We start from the raw sequence: 22,538 nt of genomic DNA, 5'->3' as shown, positions 1-22,538 counted from the left end.
CTCCCTTAAAAATCCCGTTAATATCTTGCGGTTCAGCACCCCGGGCAAGGTGGCAGACCAATTGTGATGCCGTGTTTTCACACGGCACATGGTAAATCGCGCGCTTTAAGCGTCAAGCGCGCGGCAATCATCAGGCATCCAACCAATTTCAATCGTTTCACCTGGGGTCAGGCGCCGTTGATCCGGTGCATTTCTGGTTTTGACTATGAATTCGTCATTTCCGCCTACCCGCAGACGCGTCCGGAAAATATCACCCATGTAGATAAATTCCAGCACTTCAGCTTTCAACGTGTGTGCGTCGGGGCTTAGCCGGTCTCGGTTATATTCAACACGCTCTGGGCGGATCGAAACACGCGTACGCTCGCCCGCTTTGGAGACATTGATTGGTTTCGCGTCAATCATACCGCCGCTGTCCAGTTTGACCAAAGCAACGCCGTTCTTGATTTCCTCAATAGTGCCTTCCATCGTGTTGTTTTCACCGATGAATTGCGCAACAAAACTATTCTCTGGCGCTTCGTACAACTGATCGGGCGGCGCGATTTGCTGAATACGTCCGTCGTCGAAGACCGCGACGCGGTCAGACATCGTCAATGCCTCTGTCTGGTCATGGGTCACGTAGACCACAGTGATCCCCAAACTATGCGCCAGATGGGTGATCTCAAACTGCATTTTTTCGCGAAGCTGTTTGTCCAGCGCCCCCAGCGGTTCGTCCATCAAAACCAGTTCGGGTTCAAAAACCAGGGCACGGGCCAATGCAACACGCTGTTGCTGGCCACCAGACAATTGCGCCGGGCGACGTCCGCCGAAATCGCCCATTTCCACCATATCTAACGCGCGCTTAACCTTAGCCTCGCGGTCAGATTTACCTATTTTCCTGACTTCCAGCGGAAACGAAAGGTTTTCTGCAATCGTCATATGCGGAAACAAGGCGTAATTCTGAAACACCATGCCAATCCCACGTTTGTGAGGTGGGATGTTGTTGATTGGCTTGCCGCCAAGGCGGATATCACCATGTGTTGCGGTCTCAAACCCGGCCAGCATCATCAGACAAGTCGTTTTGCCAGAGCCTGATGGCCCGAGCATCGTCAAAAACTCGCCCCTGCCGATTGATAGATTAAGATCTTTTACGACGAGTATTTCGCCATCGTAACTTTTCTGAACGTGGTCGAAGACGACAAAGCCGTCATCCTTGGCACTATCTGTCAAGGCATCCCCCTATTTTTTCTGGTCAGCTTCACGCTGATCCTTTGTCTGCATGCAAGCATATCGTAAAATTCATTACAACGCTGCATTTCTTAAAACGCACACACAATTGCACAAATTCACACGTTAAAGTTGAAACAACATCCCTTTGCCGGTTTCTTTTGCGCGAATGCCAGCAAGTCGCAGCATATTCCAAGCGAGCGCTAGGTTGCTGGAAATAACGGGTTTTCCGATTCGCTGCTCGGCAACGTCTACTATGCCCGCAGTTCTGAGATTAGTACAGGAAACGACGATCGCATCGCATTCGGCCTGCGCTGCGACTCGTTCTATTGCTGACAGAATATCATTTGATTTTATGCGCGCAACGATCCTGTCGTCACCTTCTTCAAATGACCCGAATGCCACAATTTTTCGTCCGGAGTTTTCAATCATCTCACGCATCCTAGCCGAGACTTCAGCAACGTAAGGTGTCACAAATGCGATGGTTTTGGCATCAAAAGCGTCACATGCGGCGATAATACTGCTGATCGGGTCAGCCACTTTAGCGTTTGGATGAACGCTTTGAATCGCTTCTGCGACACCTTTTGGCCCGATCACTGTTGAAGCAGAGGTACAGCCGTACCCTATCACATCAAAGTCAGCAGATGACGGAAGCAACGCCGCCGACGCTGGTAAATCAGCCTGCATCGACTTCAACGTTTCAGATGTAACTTCAGGCTGCATCGGAATGCGACTATGGTACAGTGCAAGACCGTCGATATCCATCAATCGCGCGAATTCGGTTTCGATGGTTTCATCGGTCTGTAAAACGATTAGGCCCAGTGTCGCCCGCGTCCCGATCCCCTCATCTGTTTCAAATGGCAACCGCATTTTCATTCCTATCCGATCACCGGCAACTCGGGTACGGCCCGTTTTGAAAGCAGCCGAGGTGTGCCATCTCTGATCACGATATTCTCCTCATGTACCATGATACGGCCCGAACCATAGCTTAACGACGGTTCTAACGTGATGACCATATCTTCCTTTAGCACGGTCTCGTCAAAAGCTGCGTGCGATGGCCATTCGGTCAATTGCATCCCAAGCCCGTGCCCCAGACGCCCGACATCCCCGCTCTCTTTGTCAAAGGTGCTGATCACATCCTGCATGGCCGAAAACAACTCGCGGCACGTAACACCCGGTCGCGCCGCGTCCAGCCCTGCCTCTGTTGCGTGATAAAGCACCTCATAAGCCTTCTGCGAAAGTTCATCTGCTTTGCCAATCGCGAAATTGCGGTCAAAATCACAAAAGTAGCCGTCAAAAACCGACCCGGTATCGAGCATCAGAATATCACCTCTCTGAAGCGGACGGTCGGTTGGCGGTGAAATGACATCATTATACCCGCCCTGATCGGCACCACCAACCAGATATGGAACATCATCAGCACCTTCTGACAGACAGGCCATGCGAAAGGCGCGGAATACTTCAGACAGGGGCTGGCCCTCAAAAAAGAGCTTGCCTGCCTTATCGAAAGTACGGGATGCAACCCTGCAGATATGGGCGATTTTTTCAATCTCGGCTTCAGATTTCACCATTCTGAGAGAACGGATAATATCAGTAGCGTCCCCGATCTTGAGACCGGGTAAACCAGAAATCAGGCGTTCATAGTCGCCAAGGGGCATCCGAAGCCCGGTTTCATGCCCTTTTAGAATGCCAATCGTCGCGCCGCGCTTTGAATATGGCGTCAAAAGATCTATGAGTAATGAAATGCCATCATCCGACGGCGCTGGCGCGCTCCACGACCGGATATCGTCAACCCATGTTCGACGCATCAAAGCAGCGCCAATTTCAGGAATGACTGCTATAGGTTTCCCCTCCGCAGGCAGAAACAAGAACCAAGGGCGGGTTGGGCTTTGCCAAAACAAGGTTTGGAACCCGGAAAAGTAACGTATCTCCGGCTCACTCAGCAGCAGCATCCCATCAAACCCATGACGTGCCATCAAATACTGGGCTGCAGAAAGCCGCGTTTCATACTCCGCGATCTCAAAACCCCGTTTAGGAGCAACTTCAGGCATGAGCGTCCTCTTGCATCATTTGCGCATAAATCTCGGGGTCAGTGATCCCTTCAGAACCAATAACCAAAACAGTGGATGTTTCATCAAGGTTTAAGGTCATACTCAAATCCGCACGGCGTGCCGCCGCTATTACCGCCGCGAGCCCTGCCACAGCGGACTCACCGGCCTGAATTTCAGGATCACCCGGCAATGGACGCGCGAGCAAGCGTACAGTTGGGCCGACAACCGCGTCGGGTATCGTCAGAAAGTCTGACGCCTCATCATCTAGAATTTCCCAGGCCATTGCAGAAGGTTCCCCGCAGGATAGCCCTGCCATAACTGTTTCCTCGTTAATCGGAACCGACCGCATTTCGCCCATTTTCGCGCTTTCAAACAGGCAAGCTGCCAAGCCAGGCTCTGCAATCACAACGCGGGGGCTGTCTTCGCCCCAGTGCTGTCGAAAGGCCGCACAAACACCAGCGGCCAAACCGCCAACACCACCTTGCAAGATGACATGGCTGGGTGATGTTTCCAGAGCATCAGTAATTTCCTGCACCATTACACCATAGCCTGACATGACATCGCGCGGCGGGTCTGAGTATCCTTCCCAAGATGTATCCGACACAACGAACCACCCATTTGCTTCGGCCTCGCTGCGGGCCAGTTCAACCGACGCATCATAATCGCCATCAATACGAACAACCTGTGCTCCCAGATCGCGCATCGCCTGCGCGCGGCCTTCGGACACCTCGGCATGAATGTAAATCCGGCAAGGCGCGCCAAAGCGCTGGCACCCCCAGGCGAGCGACCGCCCATGATTTCCGTCTGTCGCAGAGACAAGGGTGATCTTCGAAACCACATCAGCATATTTGCCTTTGCGAATGTCCGAGAGCGTAACCTCTGCTCCAACGAATTTGGAGACTTCTCTTTGCAAAACACGAAGTGCGGCATAGGCGCCGCCCAGCGCCTTGAAACTGCCAAGCCCAAACCGCGGGCCTTCGTCTTTGTAAAGGATGTTGCTGAGCCCGAGTTCACGGGCCAAAGCCTTCAGCTCATACAGCGGTGTTGGTTCATACCCCTGCCACGTAGTAATTTCAGACCTTGCTGTTGCGAAATCTGCGCGGCTCAGAACTGTTTCTGCAGCTTGGCCAGTATGGCGTTTGTGAGGAACGTGGTGCACCTCGGCAGCATCGTATGCAGCGAACATATCAGGTATCCTTAAGTGGCAAGCGTTGTTTGGCAAGTGCAGCCCAGAACCCTGCACCTGTCAGCAACACGTCATCGTTGAAATCATAGTCCGAAGAATGCAGAGGGCGGCCATGCGCCCCGTCCTGCCCGTTCCCCAAAAGCAGAAAACAGCCGGGAACGGCGTTGCTGAAATGGGCAAAATCTTCGGAAAATGACATTGGAATGCGGTCGGGGATGATTTCGTCAGTCACTTCAGCAGCGGCTCTCAGCACGGCATTTACAGGCTCCTCAGCATTTATCGTCTCAATAAATTCGGTCCGAAAATTCACGGTAATCCTAACCCCGTGTGCCGCCGCAATCCCCTCTGTGATCTGGCGCATAAAACGCTCTACCGCAGCACGCGTTTCCGGATCACGCGTACGCACATCGCCCTTCAGCTTAGCCCGCCCTGGCAAGACATTGCGCTGCCCGTCGGTTATGAATTCAGTAACGGAAACTACGGCGCCAGCAGAGGGTGGCAATTTACGCGCAACGATGCTTTGCAAAGCCTGCACAACATCTGCACCAACAAGAATTGCATCCACCCCAACTTGTGGCATGGAGGCGTGTCCGCCTTGCCCTTCTATTTCAATTTCAAAAAGGCTTTCGCTTGAGCAGATAATCCCGACGCGAGTAGAGATTTCGCCCATGGGCGCACCGGGTAAATTATGTATGGCATAGACCTCTTCGACGGGAAACCGATTGAAAACCCCATCCTCAAGCATTGCCTTGGCACCTAACCCATGTTCCTCGTTCGGCTGGAAGAGAAACACAACGGTCCCATCGAAATCGCGGTTATCTGCCAGCCTTTTCGCAGCCCCAAGCAACATTGCCATGTGCCCGTCGTGACCGCAGGCGTGCATTTTCCCGGGTTTCTCTGAAACGTGGTTGTGTGTGCTCGCTTCATGAATTGGCAGCGCGTCCATATCGGCGCGTAGCGCGATCGCCCGGTTTCCCTTCCCATTGCGCAAAACGCCGACAACACCAACGCCCTCGTGCACTTCGAGCCCAAAACTGCGTAGCGCCTCGGCTACTTTCGCAGCAGTCTCATGTTCTTCAAACCCAAGCTCCGGTCTTTGATGAAACAAATGGCGGTACCCGACCATCAGGTCGTGCAATGCAGAGTCATCTGAACGCTTATCTTGCATGGGCAGCCCTTTAATTTCAGGTAAATCTTAGCAACTTTAGTCGCGGAAAAAACCCAAGTTTAAACCCTGATTCGCGTTATTTAGTATCTTTTATGCTCATTAGTGAATTTTTAACGCTCTGTTCGCAAAGCACTGCAAATCCCAAGAAATTGCGGCACTGCCAGTTCGACCCGCACCCAAACCTGAGGTGGTGAGCTAGAACACTACTTCTCCAACGACGCTGCGGTCGGGCTGGTCCAAACGAGTTTCTTATAGTCAAAACCTTGAACAAGCGTTGGCTTCACAACTTCAAAATAGGGTGACAGATCAAAATCGCGAGGTGTGAACAGGGAATGATGGCGAATTTGGTATATTTCCTGTCTGGCAAAATCACCCTCAGGTCCTTTTATTTTCACATCAGGTAAAATCGGGTATCGCACAGACTGGAACGCCTGCGCAATCAGGGACGAGCAAATTGCGCGCGTCGGGTCCCCCGAACCGAATGCCAGCATCCTGCGCCGCCAGCGGACGGGAACAGGGGGTGTGGGAAAGAAATACCGGAGCAGATCAAATATATGACGCAGGTCATAGCGGAGGCCAAGCTTGCCAACCATGAAATCGACGACCATGGCGCGGTCTTCGTCGGTCAAATTCTTTGCTCGGCAAATGCGGGTGTTGTAGGTTTCATATTTAGACAGGGGTGCTGCAACGCAGCCTTCACCAAGGTTGACCTCTACCAGTCGTGGGCGTTCTTCGCCCGTCTGAAGTTCGGGCAACACATCGCCCACAAAAATCGCTGCGTGCGACCAGGTTGACTGCGTCAGATACTTGATTGCATTTGAAATACGCTCATTGCCCTCAATCAAAAGAACATCGCCGGGCAGAAGCGTTTGGCAGAGCGTTTGATAGTCTGACGGCGTGTAGGGCTGATAGCCAGAGCTGCGCATATGAAGCTTGACCGCTAGGCGACCACCGATCTTGCTTAGAAAACGGCTGTAAGCTTTACCCAATCTCGTTTGCATATTCCGCCCTCCTCATTCTAATTTAGTGAAAAGCTACCCCGCTGATAAGCGAAACGAGGCATTGTTCACGCAGACGGGAATAATCGTGTCAGGCTCTGAAGTTTGCGACGCGTTTCACTTTCCAAACGCATCAACGGCAATCTTGGGTCAACGGCCCACAAAATCGTTGCGTATTTCCCCGGTAACAGCAAGTCTTGTGCTGTTATCGTTAGCAAGAGCTATCGTGTGGGCAAGCAAAAATACAGACCTGCAAGACAGTTTGCACGGGTCAGTAAAACCGGGGGAAAATCTCTATGGCATTCAATCAACCACTGGGCGGCAATGACATGCCACGTTTCGGCGGGCTACCCACTATGATGCGGCTTCCGCTTCAGGAGACTGCAAAGGGATTGGACGCGTGTTTTGTGGGAATCCCGATGGATATCGGCACCTCCCACCGATCCGGCACCCGCTTTGGACCTCGGCAAATTCGTGCAGAATCTGCAATGATCCGCCCCTATAATATGTGGAGCAAGGTTTCCCCGTTTGACTCGCTCCAGATAGCAGACATCGGCGACATCGCGATTGATACGTTTGATCTGAAAAACTCCGTTAAAATTATAGAAGAAGCTTATGACGAGATTCTGGAACATAACGTTATCCCGCTGGGCATCGGGGGCGATCACACACTCACCTATCCGATTTTACGGGCAATCCGAAAAAAACACGGCCCCGTCGGGCTGATCCATGTGGACGCGCACGCCGATATTAACGATCTGATGTTTGGGGAAAAAATCGCCCATGGCACTCCGTTTCGACGGGCTGTCGAGGATGATTTGCTTGATCTTAATCGCGTCGTTCAGATTGGGGTGCGCGCCACAGGCTATGAGGCGGATGATTTCGACTGGCCGCGAAAACAGGGCTTTCGTGTCGTTCAGGCAGAGGAGATTTGGTATAAGTCACTTGCACCGCTTATGGGTGAGGTGCGCGAACAAATGGGTGACAGCCCGGTCTACATCTCTTTTGATATCGATAGTTTTGATCCGGCTTTCGCACCGGGTACCGGCACAACGGAACCAGGCGGCCTGACTTCAATTCAAGGTATTGAAGCGATCCGAGGCTGCGTCGGCCTGAATATCGTGGGGTGCGATCTTGTTGAGGTTTCGCCGCCTTACGATCACACCGGTGCAACTGCCAACCTGGCCGCCAACATCTTGTTCGAAATGCTTTGCGTCTTGCCGGGGGTCAAACCACGTGCGTGAGAGATTCGTCTAAAAACTATTAACCCTAGTATCTCACATCCATACAGAAAATTACTGTCATCGCGGCCCTTTGAAAACCTTACAAAAGGTACAGCAGATGGAAAAATCCTCATCAAAAAGACTTAACGGTTCTTTTAGTTCCAGAATGCAATCGTTTTGCCGTAACACCTCTGTTTGTTGCAGCAATACACGGAATACCGAGTCGCGTTCTTGCTGAAACCCCTCTCCATCACCTGCGGGACAGTACAAGAAAAAGCCATCCATGATGGAAATTTGACAATCGTAAGTATTCTGTAAGCTAAACTCTTCATTTCACCAACCAGACTCAAGAAAACTCGTTTTGGTGGAGAAAACATGCGTATCCTTACATTGATTACTGGCTTGGCAATTGCCTTTGCAGCGCCGCTTAATGCGGCATCTATCCCCGCATCAGGGCAACTCAACTTTGATGTTGTGCGCAAAGGTAAGGATATCGGCGATCACAGCTATCGTTTTTCGGGCTCGCCGGGGTCATTTTCAGTGACCGTTTCAACCGATGTTATAGTGCGTGTGCCATTGATCCGCATCGCAGCCTACAGGTTCGAACATTCAAGCGTTGAAACCTGGCGAGGCGGCGAACTGCAGACACTTGTTTCGACAACAAACGACGATGGTACACCGCACGAACTGAACACCGGAAACCAAGGGCCTTTGCCCGCAAGTCTGTGGAATGGCGATATCGTGCGCAGCGGTCAGTTGATGAATACAATCGACGGAACAATTATGTCTGTTCGTGTCGCAGACCTAGGCAGTGAAAATGTCCCGGTCAACGGTGGAAACCTGAATGCCCATCACTATCGCATCTCAGGCGGCTTGGAACGCGATCTTTGGTATGATGAGAACGGCAACCTTGCGCGCGTCGCGTTCAAGGCAGAAGATGGCTCCACGGTGACATACATTCGAAAATAGGCTCTGTTTCATGCGGCTACTTTATGTAGAAGATAATGAAAAGCTGGCGCAAAATACATGCGCCAGTCTTGAGAAAAGCGGTTTCACCGTAGATACTGTGCATACGGGTGAAGATGCGCGCCATTCTGCAAGGTCCTTCACCTATGATGCCGTTATTCTTGATCTTGGCCTGCCGGATGTAGACGGTCTTTCGGTGTTGTGTGAAATCAAACAAGCAAATAGCGAGACGCCTATCATCATCTGCACTGCGCGGGATGCGCTTGATGACCGCATCAAAGGGCTGAATTCCGGCTCGGATGACTATCTGATCAAACCGTTTGACGTTTCTGAACTGGTCGCCCGGATCAAGGCCGTTATGCGCCGCCCCGGTGGGGTCCTAGGGCTGGTGCTGACATCAGGTAACATTAGCTTTGACACGATTGACCGTTCTGTTTCGATTGATGGAAATGCAGCCCGATTTTCAAAACGAGAGCTTGATTTGCTTGAGTTATTCATGCGCAAGAAGGGCCGCATCCAATCAAAAGATGCGATTGAAAATGCGCTTTACGGGTTTGATGAACCGCCAACACCCAATGCGATTGAGGTTGCAACGCACAGACTGCGAAAGAAATTGATTGATCTTGGGGCTACAACCGGCATCCATACCCTAAGGGGGATTGGGTATATGCTGGAAGATGATGGTCAATGAACACATTCGCCGCGTTGTTTGGGGAACGCTATTCCCTTCGGCGAAATTTGGTTTTCAATATTACCTTAGCGCTTTGTTTTTGTATTGCTGCTGCTTGTATTATTCTGATCCGGGAATTTTACGAGCATCTCGATGAAAACCTCGAAGCCGCGCTGAGCCTGGAAGCAAAAGAAGTTATTGGGCAGATCGACCCGGATGCAACAAACTATGGGTTGAACCCTGACGCAATTCGGTTTCGGGGCGTTGAGGGGATCTATCGATACACCGTTTTTGAAAGCTCAGGCAACCCGGTAGCCGGGGGCGAAACATCGCCTGAGATAGCGCAGCAAATGCTTGCGCTTGATCTTGGTGCAACTGAGAAAATTCGTTTGTTAGGCGACCGGATCGGCGTTGGGCTTAAGGCCAGAATTAATGACACCGATTTCTATGTACTTGTCTCGACGTACCCAGCCAACCTTGAAGAAACACGACTACAGAAACTCTATCATGAGGTCGAGGAAGAAATTGGCTGGGTCTTTCTGGGAATATTTTTAATCCTGACTGCTGCACTGCTTGCCACCCGCCAGTCCCTTAGGTCGTTGCACGAAATCTCGCAGCAGGCGCAAGACATTGGGCCAACAGACCCGGATCGGCGTTTGTCCACAGACAAGTTGCCTTCTGAAATCGCCCCATTGATTGACGCGGTAAACGGTGCCTTTGCCAGATTGGAACAAGGTTACCGTTCGCAACGCGATTTCTCGTCCAATGTTGCCCACGAAATAAGGACGCCACTGGCGGTTTTGCGTTCCAGTGTGGAAAGGATTGAAAATTCAAAGCTTCGGACCGACATCAAACAGGATGTCAGCAGGCTCGACAGAATGTTTGAACAACTTATCGACCTGTCTCGCGCCGATGCCTCGGCACAAACAGCCTATTCCAAGGTCGATTTACGCAAGCTAGCAGTTGATCTTGCATCAGATATGGCCTCCGAAACCATCCGCTCCGGCAGAACGCTCGCTGTTACCGGAGCGTCACAAAGCTTTGTCGTGGGTAATCCGGGGTTACTGACGATAGCACTTGGAAATCTCGTTCGAAATGCGCTGCACTATTCATCCGAAGGCACCGAAGTTGAGATTGAAGTTTTGGAAAAACCTGCAGGCTTGCGCGTGCTTGACCGCGGTCCTGGTGTGCCTGAGAAATTAAAAACCGATCTGTTTGAACGTTTCAACCGCGGGTCCTCTTCTGGGTGCAAGCCCGTCGGTTCTGGACTCGGATTGGCGATCGTAAAATCTGTAGCCGACGCGCATGATGCGAAAGTCCGCATTGAGGACCGACAAGGTGGCGGAAGTGATTTTGTCTTTGATTTTTCGCAACACGCCTAGAGCAAACCCAATCTACTGCTCTGAGGTCAGGAATTTTCCAGGTCTTGGGAATCAAAAAGATTCAACCGCTATTATTTAAGAAAATTCAGCACATTATCCAAAATCTTTTAGAAATCTGATTGCCTGTAAGAATTCTGTAAGCCTGCTGTCTGCACATGTGTCTAGACGAGCGATAAGCTGGCATGAGGCAGAACATGAAGATCGAATTTTTAGAAGGTGCGTGCGCCGAAAGAATGGCTGCGCAAAACCATATCCGGAAGGTGTATCAGGAAGCATATGGGGCAGAGCTAAACAGCTTTGCGCCGCTGCTTGTCACCGCGACGAATGCTGAGGGTAAAATTCTGTGCGCTGCCGGTATTCGAACGGCTACGGATGGGTTTTTCTCTGATACTTATCTAGATGGTGACTTTAGCACCGCATTATTGCACCGCGCCGGAATTTCCCTCCCTGCCGAAGAGATAATGGAAGTTGTGTCGCTTGCTTCCATCACACAGTTTCCCGTGTTGCCTGTACTTGATTCCATGATTTCCTGGGGTCGCGAACGCGGCATGACCTGTGGCGTGTTTACGGCCACAGCTCCGCTGCGTCGGCTTTTGAAGCGCACGGGTCTGACATATATTCCCCTGTGCCCGGCCAGCCCTGCATGTGTGCCCTCACCTGCGAACTGGGGCAGTTATTATGAAACGGATCCTTGGGTTTGCGCGTTCAGCGAAGCCCAGTCTTTGCCGGTAACCCTGTCGCCCCGGCACCGGCACCTGTCGGCTGATCTGCGTTCTGAGGCCTCCTGATGAAACCAGTATTCGAAGCGCTGGCGCGGCATGTGGCCACGCGGCCAGAAATTGTCGCCTTTCGGGATGATGCGAAGATCGTAACCTGGGCTGATCTATCCACCCGTGTTGTGGACCTTGCATCCCGGCTTGCCGGGGCCCCAAATACGGTTGGCATCGCGCTTGCCGGGGGTATTGACTATGTCGTTGCAGACCTTGCCGTCACGCTTAGCGGACGAACACAGGTTCCATTGCCCTTTTTCTTTAGCAACGAACAAAATGCGCACATACTAATGGATGCTCAGATTAGCGCTGTTATTGCGCTCGATGCTTCCTTGTTTTCGGCCTTGCCGCATATAGAGGTCATTGATCCGACTTTCTCGGGAAACGAAGGACCATCAATGCCAGAGTATCAGGGTGGCGTGGAGCGTGTGATTTACACCTCCGGATCATCCGGTCGCCCCAAAGGCGTGGTTATCGGTGACCGTCAATTAGATGCGTCTCTTGCCGCACTGAGCAAAATGAGTGGTGCCACAGCGACGGACCGGCATCTTTCAATCCTGCCTCTTGCCCAGTTGTTAGAGCAGATTTGCGGGATATTTCTGCCAATCCTCGCAGGCGCCGAAACGATCTTCAGATTCGACGCAACAAAGGCGCTTTTTGGTGCTCCGATCAAACCGTTGACCGATACGTTTTTCACAGAATTGCCAACGACCAGCCTTTTGGCTCCATCCCTTCTTGGCCGATGGGTCGCCGATCTGGAACTGAGATCAGAAACCGCCCCGGACAGCTTGCGTTTCGTCGCTGTAGGCGGGGCTTCAACCGCGCCTTCGCTTGCGACATCAGCAAGGGCTGTCGGCATCCCGTTGCACGAGGGCTATGGCTTGTCAGAATGTTGTGCGGTTGTCGCAATGAACCGTCCTGGTGAAAGCGTTGTCGGAACGGTTGGTCCGGTTTTGGATGGTCTGGATGTAAAGCTCGAGAATGGAGAGATCACAGTTGAAGGCCCAACCGTTATGGTCGGGTATCTGAATGGTGATCCGGCACCCGCACGATGGAAAACGGGTGATCTTGGCCATTTCGTCGGGAATCGACTTGTAATCGATGGCCGCAAGGATGCGTTGCTGGTGACTGGTGCGGGGCGCAATATTTCGCCTGAGTGGGTCGAACAGCGCATCAACGCCGACCCAAGAATTGTAAGTTCGGCGCTTGGGCTTCGGGATGCCGACGGGTTTTTGGTTCTCGTCGTCGCGACTGCTCAATCGTTACCTGTAGAAAAGATCGCCCGGTCTTTGGCTGATCTGCCAGATTACGCAAAACCCACGGAAGTGATCTTTGTGGATCCCGCGGAACCCGGCCTTTTATTTCCCGTGGGAACACCTGATCGCGCTGTTGCCAAAACGCTGATCAACACACGCGCAGCGCTTCCCCTACCAAACCTTGAAACTATTGAAAGCCTTGCATCATGACACAAAGGAAAACAGCCCTGATCACCGGGGGCGGGTCGGGAATTGGACGCGCACTTGCCGTTGAGGCTGCAAGACTGGGTTTTGATCTGATCCTTGCCGGGCGAACCGCTTCCAAACTGGACGAAACAGCATCGATGGTCGGCGAGACGAATGTTAAAACCGTTACCGCTGACGTTGCAACCGCTGAAGGGCGGGCCGCTATTCGTGAGGCTGTGGGCAACAAGCTGGATTTTCTGATTAACAATGCGGGCACGCTCAAAGTTGGCCATCTGGCGTTGCTGAGCGATGAAGACCTCAACCAAATGATCGGCACCAATCTGACGGCACCCATTGCGTTGACACGTGACCTTTTGCCCGCATTGGACATGGTTAAAGGCCGGATCGTGAATATCGGGTCGGTGTTTGGGGATATCGCTTACCCGTTCTTCGCTGGGTACTCAGCGACAAAATTTGGTCTGCGCGGTTTTTCTGACGCCATCCGCCGAGAGCTTTCCGGAACCGGGGTGGGCGTGACTTACATCGCACCCCGTGCAACCCACACCGCTGCTGAAACCGAATTTTCAGCTTTGGTTGAACCCATGCAAATGACACTCGACAGTGCTGAAAATGTGGCTTCGCAAGCTTGGGAAGCGATCCTTGCAGGCAAACGCGAGAGTTTTCCAAAGGGTAAAGAACGCTTCTTTGTCAAAGTGCAGCGTCTGTTTCCCAAGCTTGTCGATAATTCTGTCTGCGCACAGGCGCAGGACCCAAAAACATTGGCAGCGCTCAAACCCGCCACCTGAATGCACGTTACTTTTGACCAATGATTTCCGATTCAAGAACAGGACTACAAAATGAACTATAATGTCATTCGCGCGACTGAAGCAAAAACTCCAACCCTTGACGCATCTGTTGTTGCATCGGTCAAAGATTACTTGGAAAAAGATGGCTGGGTACTGTTGCGTGGCTTTGACGTTGACATGCAGGCGTTCAGCGACCTGACAACGCTGCTTTGCAAAACAATCACCTTTGATCCGGCGCGTGAAAATACCGACAAGACGACCCAAAAGGTTGATGCCGGGCTTGGCCCCATTGGTCTTCACATCGAAAACGGCAATACGCCTGTTTGCCCGGACGTTGTCGCATTCTATTGCACAAAGGCTGCTTTTGAGGGGTCACAGACAACGATCTGCGATGGGCGAGAAGTATTCAAGAAGTTTGATGACAGGCAGAAAGAGCGCTGGTCACAAAAAATGACGGTGAAGCGTACGCTGCCCGAAGACCTCTGGAAGCGCTACCTGGCGAATGAACATCCCGCGATCAGAGAGCCGGAAGAAGTAACCCACGAACACATCCTACAATTCAAGGCGGCGATTCCCGATCAGGATTTCAAACTGAATGAGGACGGTTCACTGGATTATGAACTCACGATTGCGCCGGTGCGGCCTTCCTCGCTTTCCAACGGTCACGCTTTCGCAAACGCGATCCTTGGACCGTCTCATAACTACGAGCCTCCGGTCTACACGCTGGAAGATGGAACGAAGGTGACGACGGAGGAAATAGAGGCTCTGCGTGACATCGCAGAAACCTGCACCGTCGAAATTAACTGGCAGGATGGCGATATTGCAGTCATTGACAATACCCGCGTGATGCATGGCCGCCGCGCCATCAAGGATCAGGACAGGCAGCTTTATATTGGAATGGGTCGGGTTTGAATTACGGGGCAGCTATTTAACTCTTTATTCCATTCCCGCCAACATTCTATGATTACGCTCAATGCACGGCCTTGCGAATTTGCCGAACGACAAGCCAGACACCAAGGACGACAAGCGGGGTCAGGCCCGCAGTCAGCCATATCTTGTCAAAGCCCATCCCTTTGGCGATCGGCAGGGCCATGTAGCTTAGCAAATTCACAGCGTAGTAACTGATCGCGACGACGGACAGCCCTTCGACCGTTTTTTGCAACCGAAGCTGAAGATCAGCCCGCCTATCCATGCTTTCCAACACTTTCTGGTTCTGTGCTGACCGTTCCACATCCACCCGCGTACGCAGCAGTTCGCCTGCACGCCAACTTTGCTTTGCCATGTTGCGCAGCTGACGCTCAGCCGCCTTGACCGTTCGCATTGCAGGGTCGAACCGGCGCATCATGAACTCGCCAAACGTCTGACGACCCTCAAAACGTTCTTCACGCTGCACTTCTATCCTTTGGCTTACAATAGCCGCGTAAGCAGCTGTCGCACCAAACCGGTAACTGGTTTGCGTTGTCAGCTTTTCCAACTCCGCAGAAATGGGCGTCAGGGCCGAAAGCGTTTCCTCGGCATTCACGGAGTCCGAGGCCATTTCCTCAACCAACGCAATCAACTGGTTGTCAATTTCGCGCAGCCGTGCCGACAGCTTGCGCGACTGTTGAAAGCCAAGCATGGACATCGCTTTGTAGGTTTCAATTTCACACAGCCGTTGCACGATGCGGCCGATCCGGCGCACCCCGATATCCGGCGCAACAAACACCGAAAAGCGCATATGGCCTGCCTCATCGATCCGAAAATCACCCGCGATGACGGCCGAACGATCCAGAACATAGCTGACGGCCAGACTTTCCGGCACAAAAAACGCGTCTAAATGCGAATGTATCTGCGCAAGGTCAGGCATGTGATCTATATGGATCATCGCAGACGTAACCCGGACGCCGGGTGCCTGGGTCAGCCATTCTTCCGGGAAAATCTCGAACGCAACGGGGTCGAAAACCCGTCCGCTAAGGCCGTCACAAAACACCGTGTAGGTTACAAATTCACTATGGCTTTCCCACTTAAGATGATAGCGACCGATTTCTCCGGAATAATGTGTTGCCTCGGGTTGCGGATGTGGCGCGCCATAACGATCAAGCAATGCCAGAAGGTGGATAAGATCCGCGTCCCGGTCACGATTAGCAGCGGCCAGCGGGCGCTTTATAGCAAGATATATGGCATGGCTTGGCGCTGCGAGCGCTGGAAATGGACGCGCGTGAAGCTCATTCGCCAATTTATAGCGCAACGGATGATCTTTGATGCGGCTCATATACAGGCTCCGGAATTTTTTACGCTAACTACGCGGTAACCCGAGAAGTGTAAATAAAATAATCTTTATTTTCAATTGCTTACCTGCACACAATTGCATACCAACCGTCTTTCCTTGTGCGTAAAATAAAAAAGCCCCGCAGTTCTTCACTGCGAGGCACTTTTCGTTAACGCGTATGGTCCTAGCTGATCATCGTCAGCAGTTGATCAAGCGAGGCTTTGGCGTCACCATAGAACATGCGTGTATTTTCTTTATAGAACAGCGGGTTCTCGATGCCAGAATACCCCGTACCCTGCCCACGTTTGCTCACGAACACCTGCTTGGCTTTCCAGCATTCCAGCACCGGCATACCAGCGATGGGGCTGTTGGGGTCTTCCTGCGCGGCGGGGTTCACGATGTCGTTGGAGCCGATCACGATGGCCACATCGGTTGATGGGAAATCGTCGTTGATTTCATCCATTTCCATAACGATATCGTAAGGCACGCGCGCTTCGGCCAGAAGCACATTCATGTGGCCCGGCAAACGCCCGGCGACCGGGTGGATGGCAAAGCGTACCTCTTTGCCCTTGGCGCGCAAACGTTTTGTCAGTTCAGAGACTGACTGCTGCGCCTGCGCAACCGCCATACCGTAGCCCGGAATGATGATCACGCTGTCTGCGTCTTCCAATGCCGCAGCAACACCCTCGGCCTCGATTGCGATCATCTCGCCTTCGACTTCCATCTGCGGGCCAACGGCACCACCAAAGCCCCCAAGGATCACCGAAACAAAATGTCGGTTCATCGCACGGCACATGATGTAAGACAGGATCGCACCGGATGAACCAACAAGTGCGCCGGTCACGATCAGAAGGTCATTGCCAAGCGTAAAGCCGATGGCCGCTGCAGCCCAGCCGGAATAGCTGTTCAGCATTGACACAACAACTGGCATGTCAGCGCCACCGATGCCCATGATCAGATGATATCCAATGAAGCCTGCGATGAGCGTTACAGCAACCATTGTCCAGATACCGGCACCGTTGAAATACATGAGGCCAAGGATAATGCAGAGCGCCAGTGAACCCGCATTCAGCGCGTGACCACCCGGCAGTTTCTTTGGCTTGCCGTCAAGCTTGCCTGCAAGTTTGCCAAAAGCCACGACAGAGCCGGTGAATGTCACCGCACCGATGAAGATACCAAGAAACACCTCGACCTTCAAAATGGCGACTTCGATGGAGTCTTTATGCGCGAGCTTTTTGGCAAAACCATGCAGCGCGTCACGCGCCGCCTGATCCATGCCCTGCACGGCAGAAAGCTCCAGATCGGCGTTCAGCCCGATAAAGACCGCGGCCAGGCCTACAAAGCTGTGCAGCGCTGCCACAAGCTGTGGCATCTCTGTCATCTGAACTTTGCCAGCAACATAATAGCCAGCGTAAGAACCAATCGCGACCATCAGCAAAAGGACGATGTAGTTGCCGCTGTCAGGGCCAAATACGGTGGCAACAACCGCCACCGCCATGCCCACGATCCCGTACCAAACGGCGCGTTTCGCGCTTTCCTGATTGCTGAGACCGCCCAGTGAAAGGATAAAAAGAACCGAAGCGGCTATATAAGCCGCGGATGTAATACCAATGCTCATGTCGCTCTCCTCAGGACTTCTGGAACATGGCAAGCATCCGGCGTGTCACCAGGAAGCCACCAACAATGTTGATCGAGGCAATCAGCACCGATATCGCGGCGAGGATCATCACAAGCCATGAGCCCGAGCCAATCTGCAACAACGCGCCGATAATGATGATACCTGAGATCGCGTTCGTCACCGCCATCAGCGGCGTGTGCAGCGCGTGGCTGACGTTCCAGATCACCTGGAAGCCGATAAAACAGGCAAGCGCAAAGACGATGAAGTGCTGCATAAAGCTCGCCGGTGCATAGGCCCCGATGATCAGCATCAGCAATCCGCCAATGGCGAGCATACCAACCTGACTGCGCGTCGCCTTTTGAAAAGCTGCCACTTCGGCGGCGCGTTTTTCCTCGGGCGTAAGCTCTTTGGTGGCTTCTTTCGGTTTGGCGGCGATCGCCTGTATCTTCGGCGGCGGCGGCGGGAAGGTGATTTCACCCTTGAAGGTCACTGTCGCGCCGCGGATCACATCATCTTCCATGTCATGATTGATCTTGCCGTCTTTTTCCGGGGTCAAATCCGTCATCATGTGGCGGATGTTGGTTGAGTAAAGCGTGGACGCCTGCGAGGCCATCCGGCTCGGGAAATCTGTGTAGCCAATGATGGTCACGCCATTGGCTGTGACAATCTTTTCGTCGGCCACCGTCAGTTTACAGTTACCACCCTTTTCGGCAGCGAGGTCCACGATCACAGAACCGGGCTTCATGGCTTTGACCATATCTTCGGTCCAAAGCTCTGGCGCTTCACGGTTCGGGATCAGCGCGGTGGTGATCACAATGTCCACTTCCGGGGCAAGTTCGCGAAACTTCGCAAGCTGTGCTTCGCGGAATTCTGGCGAGGAAACAGAAGCGTAGCCGCCAGTGGCTGCACCATCCTGCTGTTCTTCCTCAAATTCGAGATAGACGAATTCAGCCCCCATCGATTCAACCTGCTCCGCCACTTCAGGGCGCACGTCAAAGGCGTAGGTCACAGCGCCAAGACTGGTTGCAGTTCCGATTGCAGCCAAACCGGCAACCCCTGCCCCAACCACAAGGATCTTGGCAGGTGGTACCTTACCCGCAGCCGTGATCTGCCCGGTAAAAAAGCGGCCAAAGTTGTTGCCCGCCTCGATCACCGCGCGATAGCCCGCGATATTGGCCATAGAGCTTAGCGCATCCATCTTTTGCGCACGTGAAATACGCGGCACCATTTCCATGGCAATCACGTTTGCGCCTTTGGCACGGGCGGCTTCCATGCCCTCTTCGTTCCCTCCGGGGTTGAAGAAGGAAATCAGCGTCTGCCCTTTGCGAAGGCGTTTAAGCTCTGTGTCATTGGGCTGGCGCACCTTGACCACGATGTCTGCCGCCTTAAAAAGCGCCGCACCGGTTTTCACGACCTCAACCCCCACAGTCTTGTAGGTGGCGTTGGAAAAACCAGCCGCATCACCAGCGCCGGATTCGATAACACAGTCATAGCCCAACTTTTGAAGCTGAACCGCACTCTCGGGAGTCATGGCTACACGCGCCTCTCCCTCAAAAACTTCCTTCGGCGCACCAATTTTCACGTCGATTTTCCCCTTTTCTGCGGATGTTACGGAAAACCGTTCCAGTTTGAGCTAAAACGAACCCCGTGCAGACATTTTCAGATAAGAGCGTCATACCCTGCGCAATATTATTTCACAAGAAGTTGACGCTAACGGTTTATTGAAGGTCGGCCTTTGCTACAGCCAGCGGCGGGTTTTTCGCATGTAGGCCGCGAACTGAACCCTGAACTTTTTACGAAGCCGATCCTCCTCTGGTATAATAAAGCGTTTTTCCATAATCCAGACGAAGATCGGAACAAGCGGCAGAGATAACACCGCGTCCCAATACAAGATCAGGCCCGTCAGGATCAGCACATCGCCCAGATAGATTGGGTTTCGCGACCGTTTGTAAACACCTGTCTGAATCAGATTGCTGGATTCTTTGTGCGGATGCACCGTGGTTTTGTGGCGGGTAAATTCCCGAAGCGAAAGAATAAGAAGTAATATTCCACCGCCGAGGCAAATTCCACCCAGGAAGTCGGCCCAGGCGCCACCAAATGTTAAGCCCGGTAAATAGACTGTCTGGCACCAGGCCAAAGCCAGAAAAGCTGCCAACCATACCGGTGGGACATCAATGGATTTCATGGACCCTACTCCTTTTCGGTTTCCTACAATTGTGCTGTCCATTGCGAAATTGCAATTCACATACCTGCGCTCTTGCGCCTCAGGTTAGATACGATAGCTTTCGGGGTGCAGCATCGCTTGCCAAGATTTCACAATTTCAGGGCTTTCAACATGACCGATTTTGCAGCCACCAAGGCGATGTTTCATTTGCCTGACGACGCAACTTACCTTGACGGTAATTCTCTGGGTCCGCTTCCAAAGGCCGCCCCGAAACGGCTGGCGCGCACCATGCAGGACGAATGGGGCGAGATGCTGATCACTGGCTGGAACAAAGCGGGCTGGATGGGGATGCCAACTGAAATCGGCGATCGCATAGGAAAGCTGATTGGTGCGGAACCCGGCCATGTCGTGTTGGGGGATACGCTGTCGATCAAGGTCTATCAGGCGCTCGCCTCTGCACTTGAGATGAACCCGAAGCGCCGCGTGATACTTTCAGATAACGGGAATTTCCCGTCAGACCTCTATATGGCCGAAGGGCTGTGCAAAACACTTGGTTCTGATTTCGAGCTTAGAACCGTAAAGCCGGAAGACGTGGAAAATTCGCTTTCCAGCGACGTAGCTGTTCTGATGCTGACCGAGGTAGATTACCGCACGGGTCGCCTTCACGATATGAACGCGCTAACTGCAGAAGCACAGGCGCATGGAATCATCACTGTCTGGGATCTTGCCCACAGTGCCGGTGCTTTGCCCGTGGACGTTGCTGGGGCAAACGCTGATTTTGCGGTGGGGTGTACCTATAAATACCTGAACTCCGGCCCCGGTGGACCCGCGTTTATCTATGTTGCGCCCCGGCATGTTAACAAAGTTCGCCCCGCGCTTTCCGGCTGGCTGGGGCATGAAGCGCCGTTTGAATTTGACCTATCTTACCGGCCCGGTTCTGGCATTGAACGCATGCGGGTTGGCACACCGCCGATCCTGCAACTTGCCGCATTGGAGGCGGCAATGGACGTTTGGGATAGTGCCAACATCCATGATGTACGCGCGCAATCGATAAAACTGTGTGATCAGTTCATTGCAGGGGTTGAGGCGAGCTGCCCTGAACTGACACTCGCCAGCCCGCGCGATGGCACTGCCCGTGGCTCGCAGGTCTCTTTCCGGTTTGAAAATGGCTACGCGGCGATGCAGGCCCTTATTGTGCGCGGCGTAATTGGTGACTTTCGTGCGCCTGACATCATGCGTTTTGGTTTCACGCCGCTTTATATCGACGAAGCAGATGTCGCTCGTGCGGTTGATGTTCTTACTGATGTTACGACGAACCGCCTGTGGGACACGCCGGAATACAAAATGCGCGCGCGCGTTACATGAAGCTTCATATACGCGCCTCTGGGCCGGAAGATGATGACGCGTTACATCATATCTACTTCCGCGCCGTTCGCGAAGGCACCGCACAGTTTTACACACAAGAGCAGCGGATTGCCTGGGCTCCGTCCGAAAAAAGGCAAAAGCCTTTTGACGCTGCGCTCATCTGCTGGGTTGCGGAAGATGAAGCGCAACCCGTCGGTTTTGTGGCTGTGGAACCCGGCGGCTATTTAGACCTTGCCTTTGTGCTGCCAGAGTACATCGGTCGTGGCGTTGCAAAAGCGCTTTATTGCGAAGTACTGGAGTGGGCGGACAAGGAAGGCCTAGACCGTCTCACTGTGCACGCAAGTCATCAGGCCCGAAGGTTTTTCCTGCGACAAGGATGGACCATCGACTATGCCGAGACAGTGGAGCGAAACAGTCAAAAACTGGAACGGTTCGCAATGAGCCTTATGCTTAAGAACCCGCGGTGAAACCCAAATGGGTTAAATGGCAGTCAATTCCGATCTAGGCGTGGCGCAAAGATGGTGACGTCCGGCCCTCCGACCACGCATGCACAGCCTCGCCAAAGCTGGCGAACAAGGGGCGCGAGACAGGGTCTTGCGCAGCACGCCATTCCGGGTGCCATTGCACCGATATTGCATAGCCCGGCGCACCTTCGACATATATCGCTTCGGGTGTTTCATCAGGCGCCCAACCGTCAATGACGACACGTTTTCCGGCCGTTTTGATACCCTGACCATGCAGCGTGTTTGTCATCACCTCTTCCGCACCCATCATGCGGTGAAACACACCGTCTTTTGCGAACCGGACGGTATGGCGCAATGCAAATTTTTCTTCCAGCGTGCCCTCTGGTGGCATTCGGTGGTTTTCGCGACCGGGCAAATCCCTGATTTCCGGGTGAAGTGTGCCGCCCAACGCGACATTAACCTCTTGAAAACCACGGCAAACCCCTAAAATCGGCTGACCGCGCTCAACACAGGCCCGCACAAGCGGCAGGGTGATCGCATCACGATTGCGATCAAATTCGCCGTGCGCATCGGTTGCGGGTTCACCATATTCTTCCGGGTGCACGTTAGGCCGCCCACCAGTCAGCAAGAAACCATCACAGGTCGCGAGCAGTTCTTCGACTGTAACAAAACGCGGATCTGACGGGATAAGCAGCGGCATACAACCAGACACTTCGCTAATTGCTTCGGAATTCATGGTTCCGCCTGCGTGCGTAGGGTAATCGTCGTTGATCAGGTAGCTGTTTGAGATAATACCAACGATTGGGCGGGCCAT

Annotated in this window: 21 protein-coding genes; 10 read left to right on the top strand and 11 right to left on the bottom strand. The window is 52.9% G+C overall.

Annotation, left to right across the window (positions count from 1 at the left end):
• Positions 1-105: 105 nt before the first annotated feature.
• The 6 genes from MWU63_RS07180 to MWU63_RS07155 form a co-directional block, all read right to left on the bottom strand.
• Positions 106-1,206, bottom strand: coding sequence for an ABC transporter ATP-binding protein (locus MWU63_RS07180; RefSeq protein WP_213888514.1), 1,101 nt, complete (start codon positions 1,204-1,206; stop codon positions 106-108).
• 123 nt (positions 1,207-1,329) lie between these two features.
• On the bottom strand, positions 1,330-2,073 hold the full coding sequence (locus MWU63_RS07175) for an Asp/Glu racemase (RefSeq protein ID WP_247077403.1): 744 nt from the start codon (positions 2,071-2,073) through the stop codon (positions 1,330-1,332).
• An 8-nt stretch (positions 2,074-2,081) separates the two neighbouring features.
• Complete coding sequence (locus MWU63_RS07170; protein WP_213888516.1) at positions 2,082-3,254, bottom strand: Xaa-Pro peptidase family protein; 1,173 nt, start codon at positions 3,252-3,254, stop codon at positions 2,082-2,084.
• A complete protein-coding gene (locus MWU63_RS07165; RefSeq protein WP_213888517.1) occupies positions 3,247-4,440 on the bottom strand; it encodes a diaminopropionate ammonia-lyase in 1,194 nt (397 codons plus the stop codon). Before MWU63_RS07165 ends, MWU63_RS07170 begins: the two co-directional genes overlap by 8 nt.
• Before the next feature lies 1 nt (position 4,441).
• A complete protein-coding gene (locus MWU63_RS07160; RefSeq protein ID WP_213888731.1) occupies positions 4,442-5,566 on the bottom strand; it encodes an amidohydrolase in 1,125 nt (374 codons plus the stop codon).
• 245 nt (positions 5,567-5,811) lie between these two features.
• Positions 5,812-6,609 (bottom strand): YiiX/YebB-like N1pC/P60 family cysteine hydrolase, encoded by a 798-nt coding sequence (locus tag MWU63_RS07155; protein ID WP_213888518.1) that lies wholly within the window; start codon positions 6,607-6,609, stop codon positions 5,812-5,814.
• 293 nt (positions 6,610-6,902) lie between these two features.
• On the opposite strand from MWU63_RS07155, the gene speB reads away from it, so the two are divergent.
• The 8 genes from speB (at position 6,903) to MWU63_RS07115 (ending at position 14,777) form a co-directional block, all read left to right on the top strand.
• Positions 6,903-7,850: an agmatinase gene (gene speB, locus MWU63_RS07150; protein WP_213888519.1), complete on the top strand. Its 948-nt coding sequence runs from the start codon at positions 6,903-6,905 to the stop codon at positions 7,848-7,850.
• Between the two features lie 354 nt (positions 7,851-8,204).
• Positions 8,205-8,798, top strand: a complete 594-nt coding sequence (locus tag MWU63_RS07145) for a DUF6134 family protein (protein WP_247077401.1) — start codon at positions 8,205-8,207, stop codon at positions 8,796-8,798.
• A gap of 10 nt (positions 8,799-8,808) precedes the next feature.
• Positions 8,809-9,486, top strand: coding sequence for a response regulator transcription factor (locus tag MWU63_RS07140; protein ID WP_213888521.1), 678 nt, complete (start codon positions 8,809-8,811; stop codon positions 9,484-9,486).
• Complete coding sequence (locus MWU63_RS07135; RefSeq protein ID WP_213888522.1) at positions 9,483-10,847, top strand: HAMP domain-containing sensor histidine kinase; 1,365 nt, start codon at positions 9,483-9,485, stop codon at positions 10,845-10,847. The genes MWU63_RS07140 and MWU63_RS07135 overlap by 4 nt, the downstream gene beginning before the upstream one ends.
• 194 nt (positions 10,848-11,041) lie before the next feature.
• Complete coding sequence (locus MWU63_RS07130; protein WP_213888523.1) at positions 11,042-11,635, top strand: thermostable hemolysin; 594 nt, start codon at positions 11,042-11,044, stop codon at positions 11,633-11,635.
• Positions 11,635-13,083, top strand: a complete 1,449-nt coding sequence (locus MWU63_RS07125) for an AMP-binding protein (protein WP_247077398.1) — start codon at positions 11,635-11,637, stop codon at positions 13,081-13,083. The genes MWU63_RS07130 and MWU63_RS07125 overlap by 1 nt, the downstream gene beginning before the upstream one ends.
• Complete coding sequence (locus tag MWU63_RS07120) at positions 13,080-13,865, top strand: SDR family NAD(P)-dependent oxidoreductase (protein ID WP_213888525.1); 786 nt, start codon at positions 13,080-13,082, stop codon at positions 13,863-13,865. The genes MWU63_RS07125 and MWU63_RS07120 overlap by 4 nt, the downstream gene beginning before the upstream one ends.
• A 51-nt stretch (positions 13,866-13,916) precedes the next feature.
• Positions 13,917-14,777 (top strand): TauD/TfdA family dioxygenase, encoded by an 861-nt coding sequence (locus tag MWU63_RS07115; RefSeq protein WP_213888526.1) that lies wholly within the window; start codon positions 13,917-13,919, stop codon positions 14,775-14,777.
• 58 nt (positions 14,778-14,835) lie between these two features.
• Here MWU63_RS07115 and MWU63_RS07110 read toward each other — a convergent pair whose 3' ends face one another.
• The 4 genes from MWU63_RS07110 to MWU63_RS07095 form a co-directional block, all read right to left on the bottom strand.
• Positions 14,836-16,116 carry a DUF3422 domain-containing protein gene (locus MWU63_RS07110; protein WP_213888527.1) on the bottom strand — a complete coding sequence of 427 codons (1,281 nt, stop codon included), beginning with the start codon at positions 16,114-16,116 and terminating at the stop codon, positions 14,836-14,838.
• Positions 16,117-16,297: 181 nt separating this feature from the next.
• Positions 16,298-17,731 (bottom strand): NAD(P)(+) transhydrogenase (Re/Si-specific) subunit beta, encoded by a 1,434-nt coding sequence (locus tag MWU63_RS07105; RefSeq protein ID WP_213888528.1) that lies wholly within the window; start codon positions 17,729-17,731, stop codon positions 16,298-16,300.
• Positions 17,732-17,741: 10 nt separating this feature from the next.
• Entirely contained in the window at positions 17,742-19,313 is a 1,572-nt protein-coding gene (locus MWU63_RS07100) for a Re/Si-specific NAD(P)(+) transhydrogenase subunit alpha (protein ID WP_213888529.1), read from the bottom strand.
• 156 nt (positions 19,314-19,469) lie between these two features.
• Positions 19,470-19,916 carry an isoprenylcysteine carboxylmethyltransferase family protein gene (locus tag MWU63_RS07095; RefSeq protein ID WP_213888530.1) on the bottom strand — a complete coding sequence of 149 codons (447 nt, stop codon included), beginning with the start codon at positions 19,914-19,916 and terminating at the stop codon, positions 19,470-19,472.
• A gap of 150 nt (positions 19,917-20,066) precedes the next feature.
• On the opposite strand from MWU63_RS07095, the gene kynU reads away from it, so the two are divergent.
• Positions 20,067-21,260 carry a kynureninase gene (gene kynU / locus MWU63_RS07090; RefSeq protein ID WP_247077396.1) on the top strand — a complete coding sequence of 398 codons (1,194 nt, stop codon included), beginning with the start codon at positions 20,067-20,069 and terminating at the stop codon, positions 21,258-21,260.
• Positions 21,257-21,727 carry a GNAT family N-acetyltransferase gene (locus MWU63_RS07085; protein ID WP_213888532.1) on the top strand — a complete coding sequence of 157 codons (471 nt, stop codon included), beginning with the start codon at positions 21,257-21,259 and terminating at the stop codon, positions 21,725-21,727. Before kynU ends, MWU63_RS07085 begins: the two co-directional genes overlap by 4 nt.
• 34 nt (positions 21,728-21,761) lie before the next feature.
• Here the strand turns inward: MWU63_RS07085 and MWU63_RS07080 are convergent, their stop codons facing one another.
• Positions 21,762-22,538, bottom strand: coding sequence for a gamma-glutamyl-gamma-aminobutyrate hydrolase family protein (locus MWU63_RS07080; RefSeq protein ID WP_213888533.1), 777 nt, complete (start codon positions 22,536-22,538; stop codon positions 21,762-21,764).

This window comes from Pseudohalocynthiibacter sp. F2068, from assembly GCF_023015645.1.
Lineage (GTDB): Bacteria > Pseudomonadota > Alphaproteobacteria > Rhodobacterales > Rhodobacteraceae > Pseudohalocynthiibacter > Pseudohalocynthiibacter aestuariivivens.
This window is presented reverse-complemented; position numbering and strand designations above follow the sequence as displayed.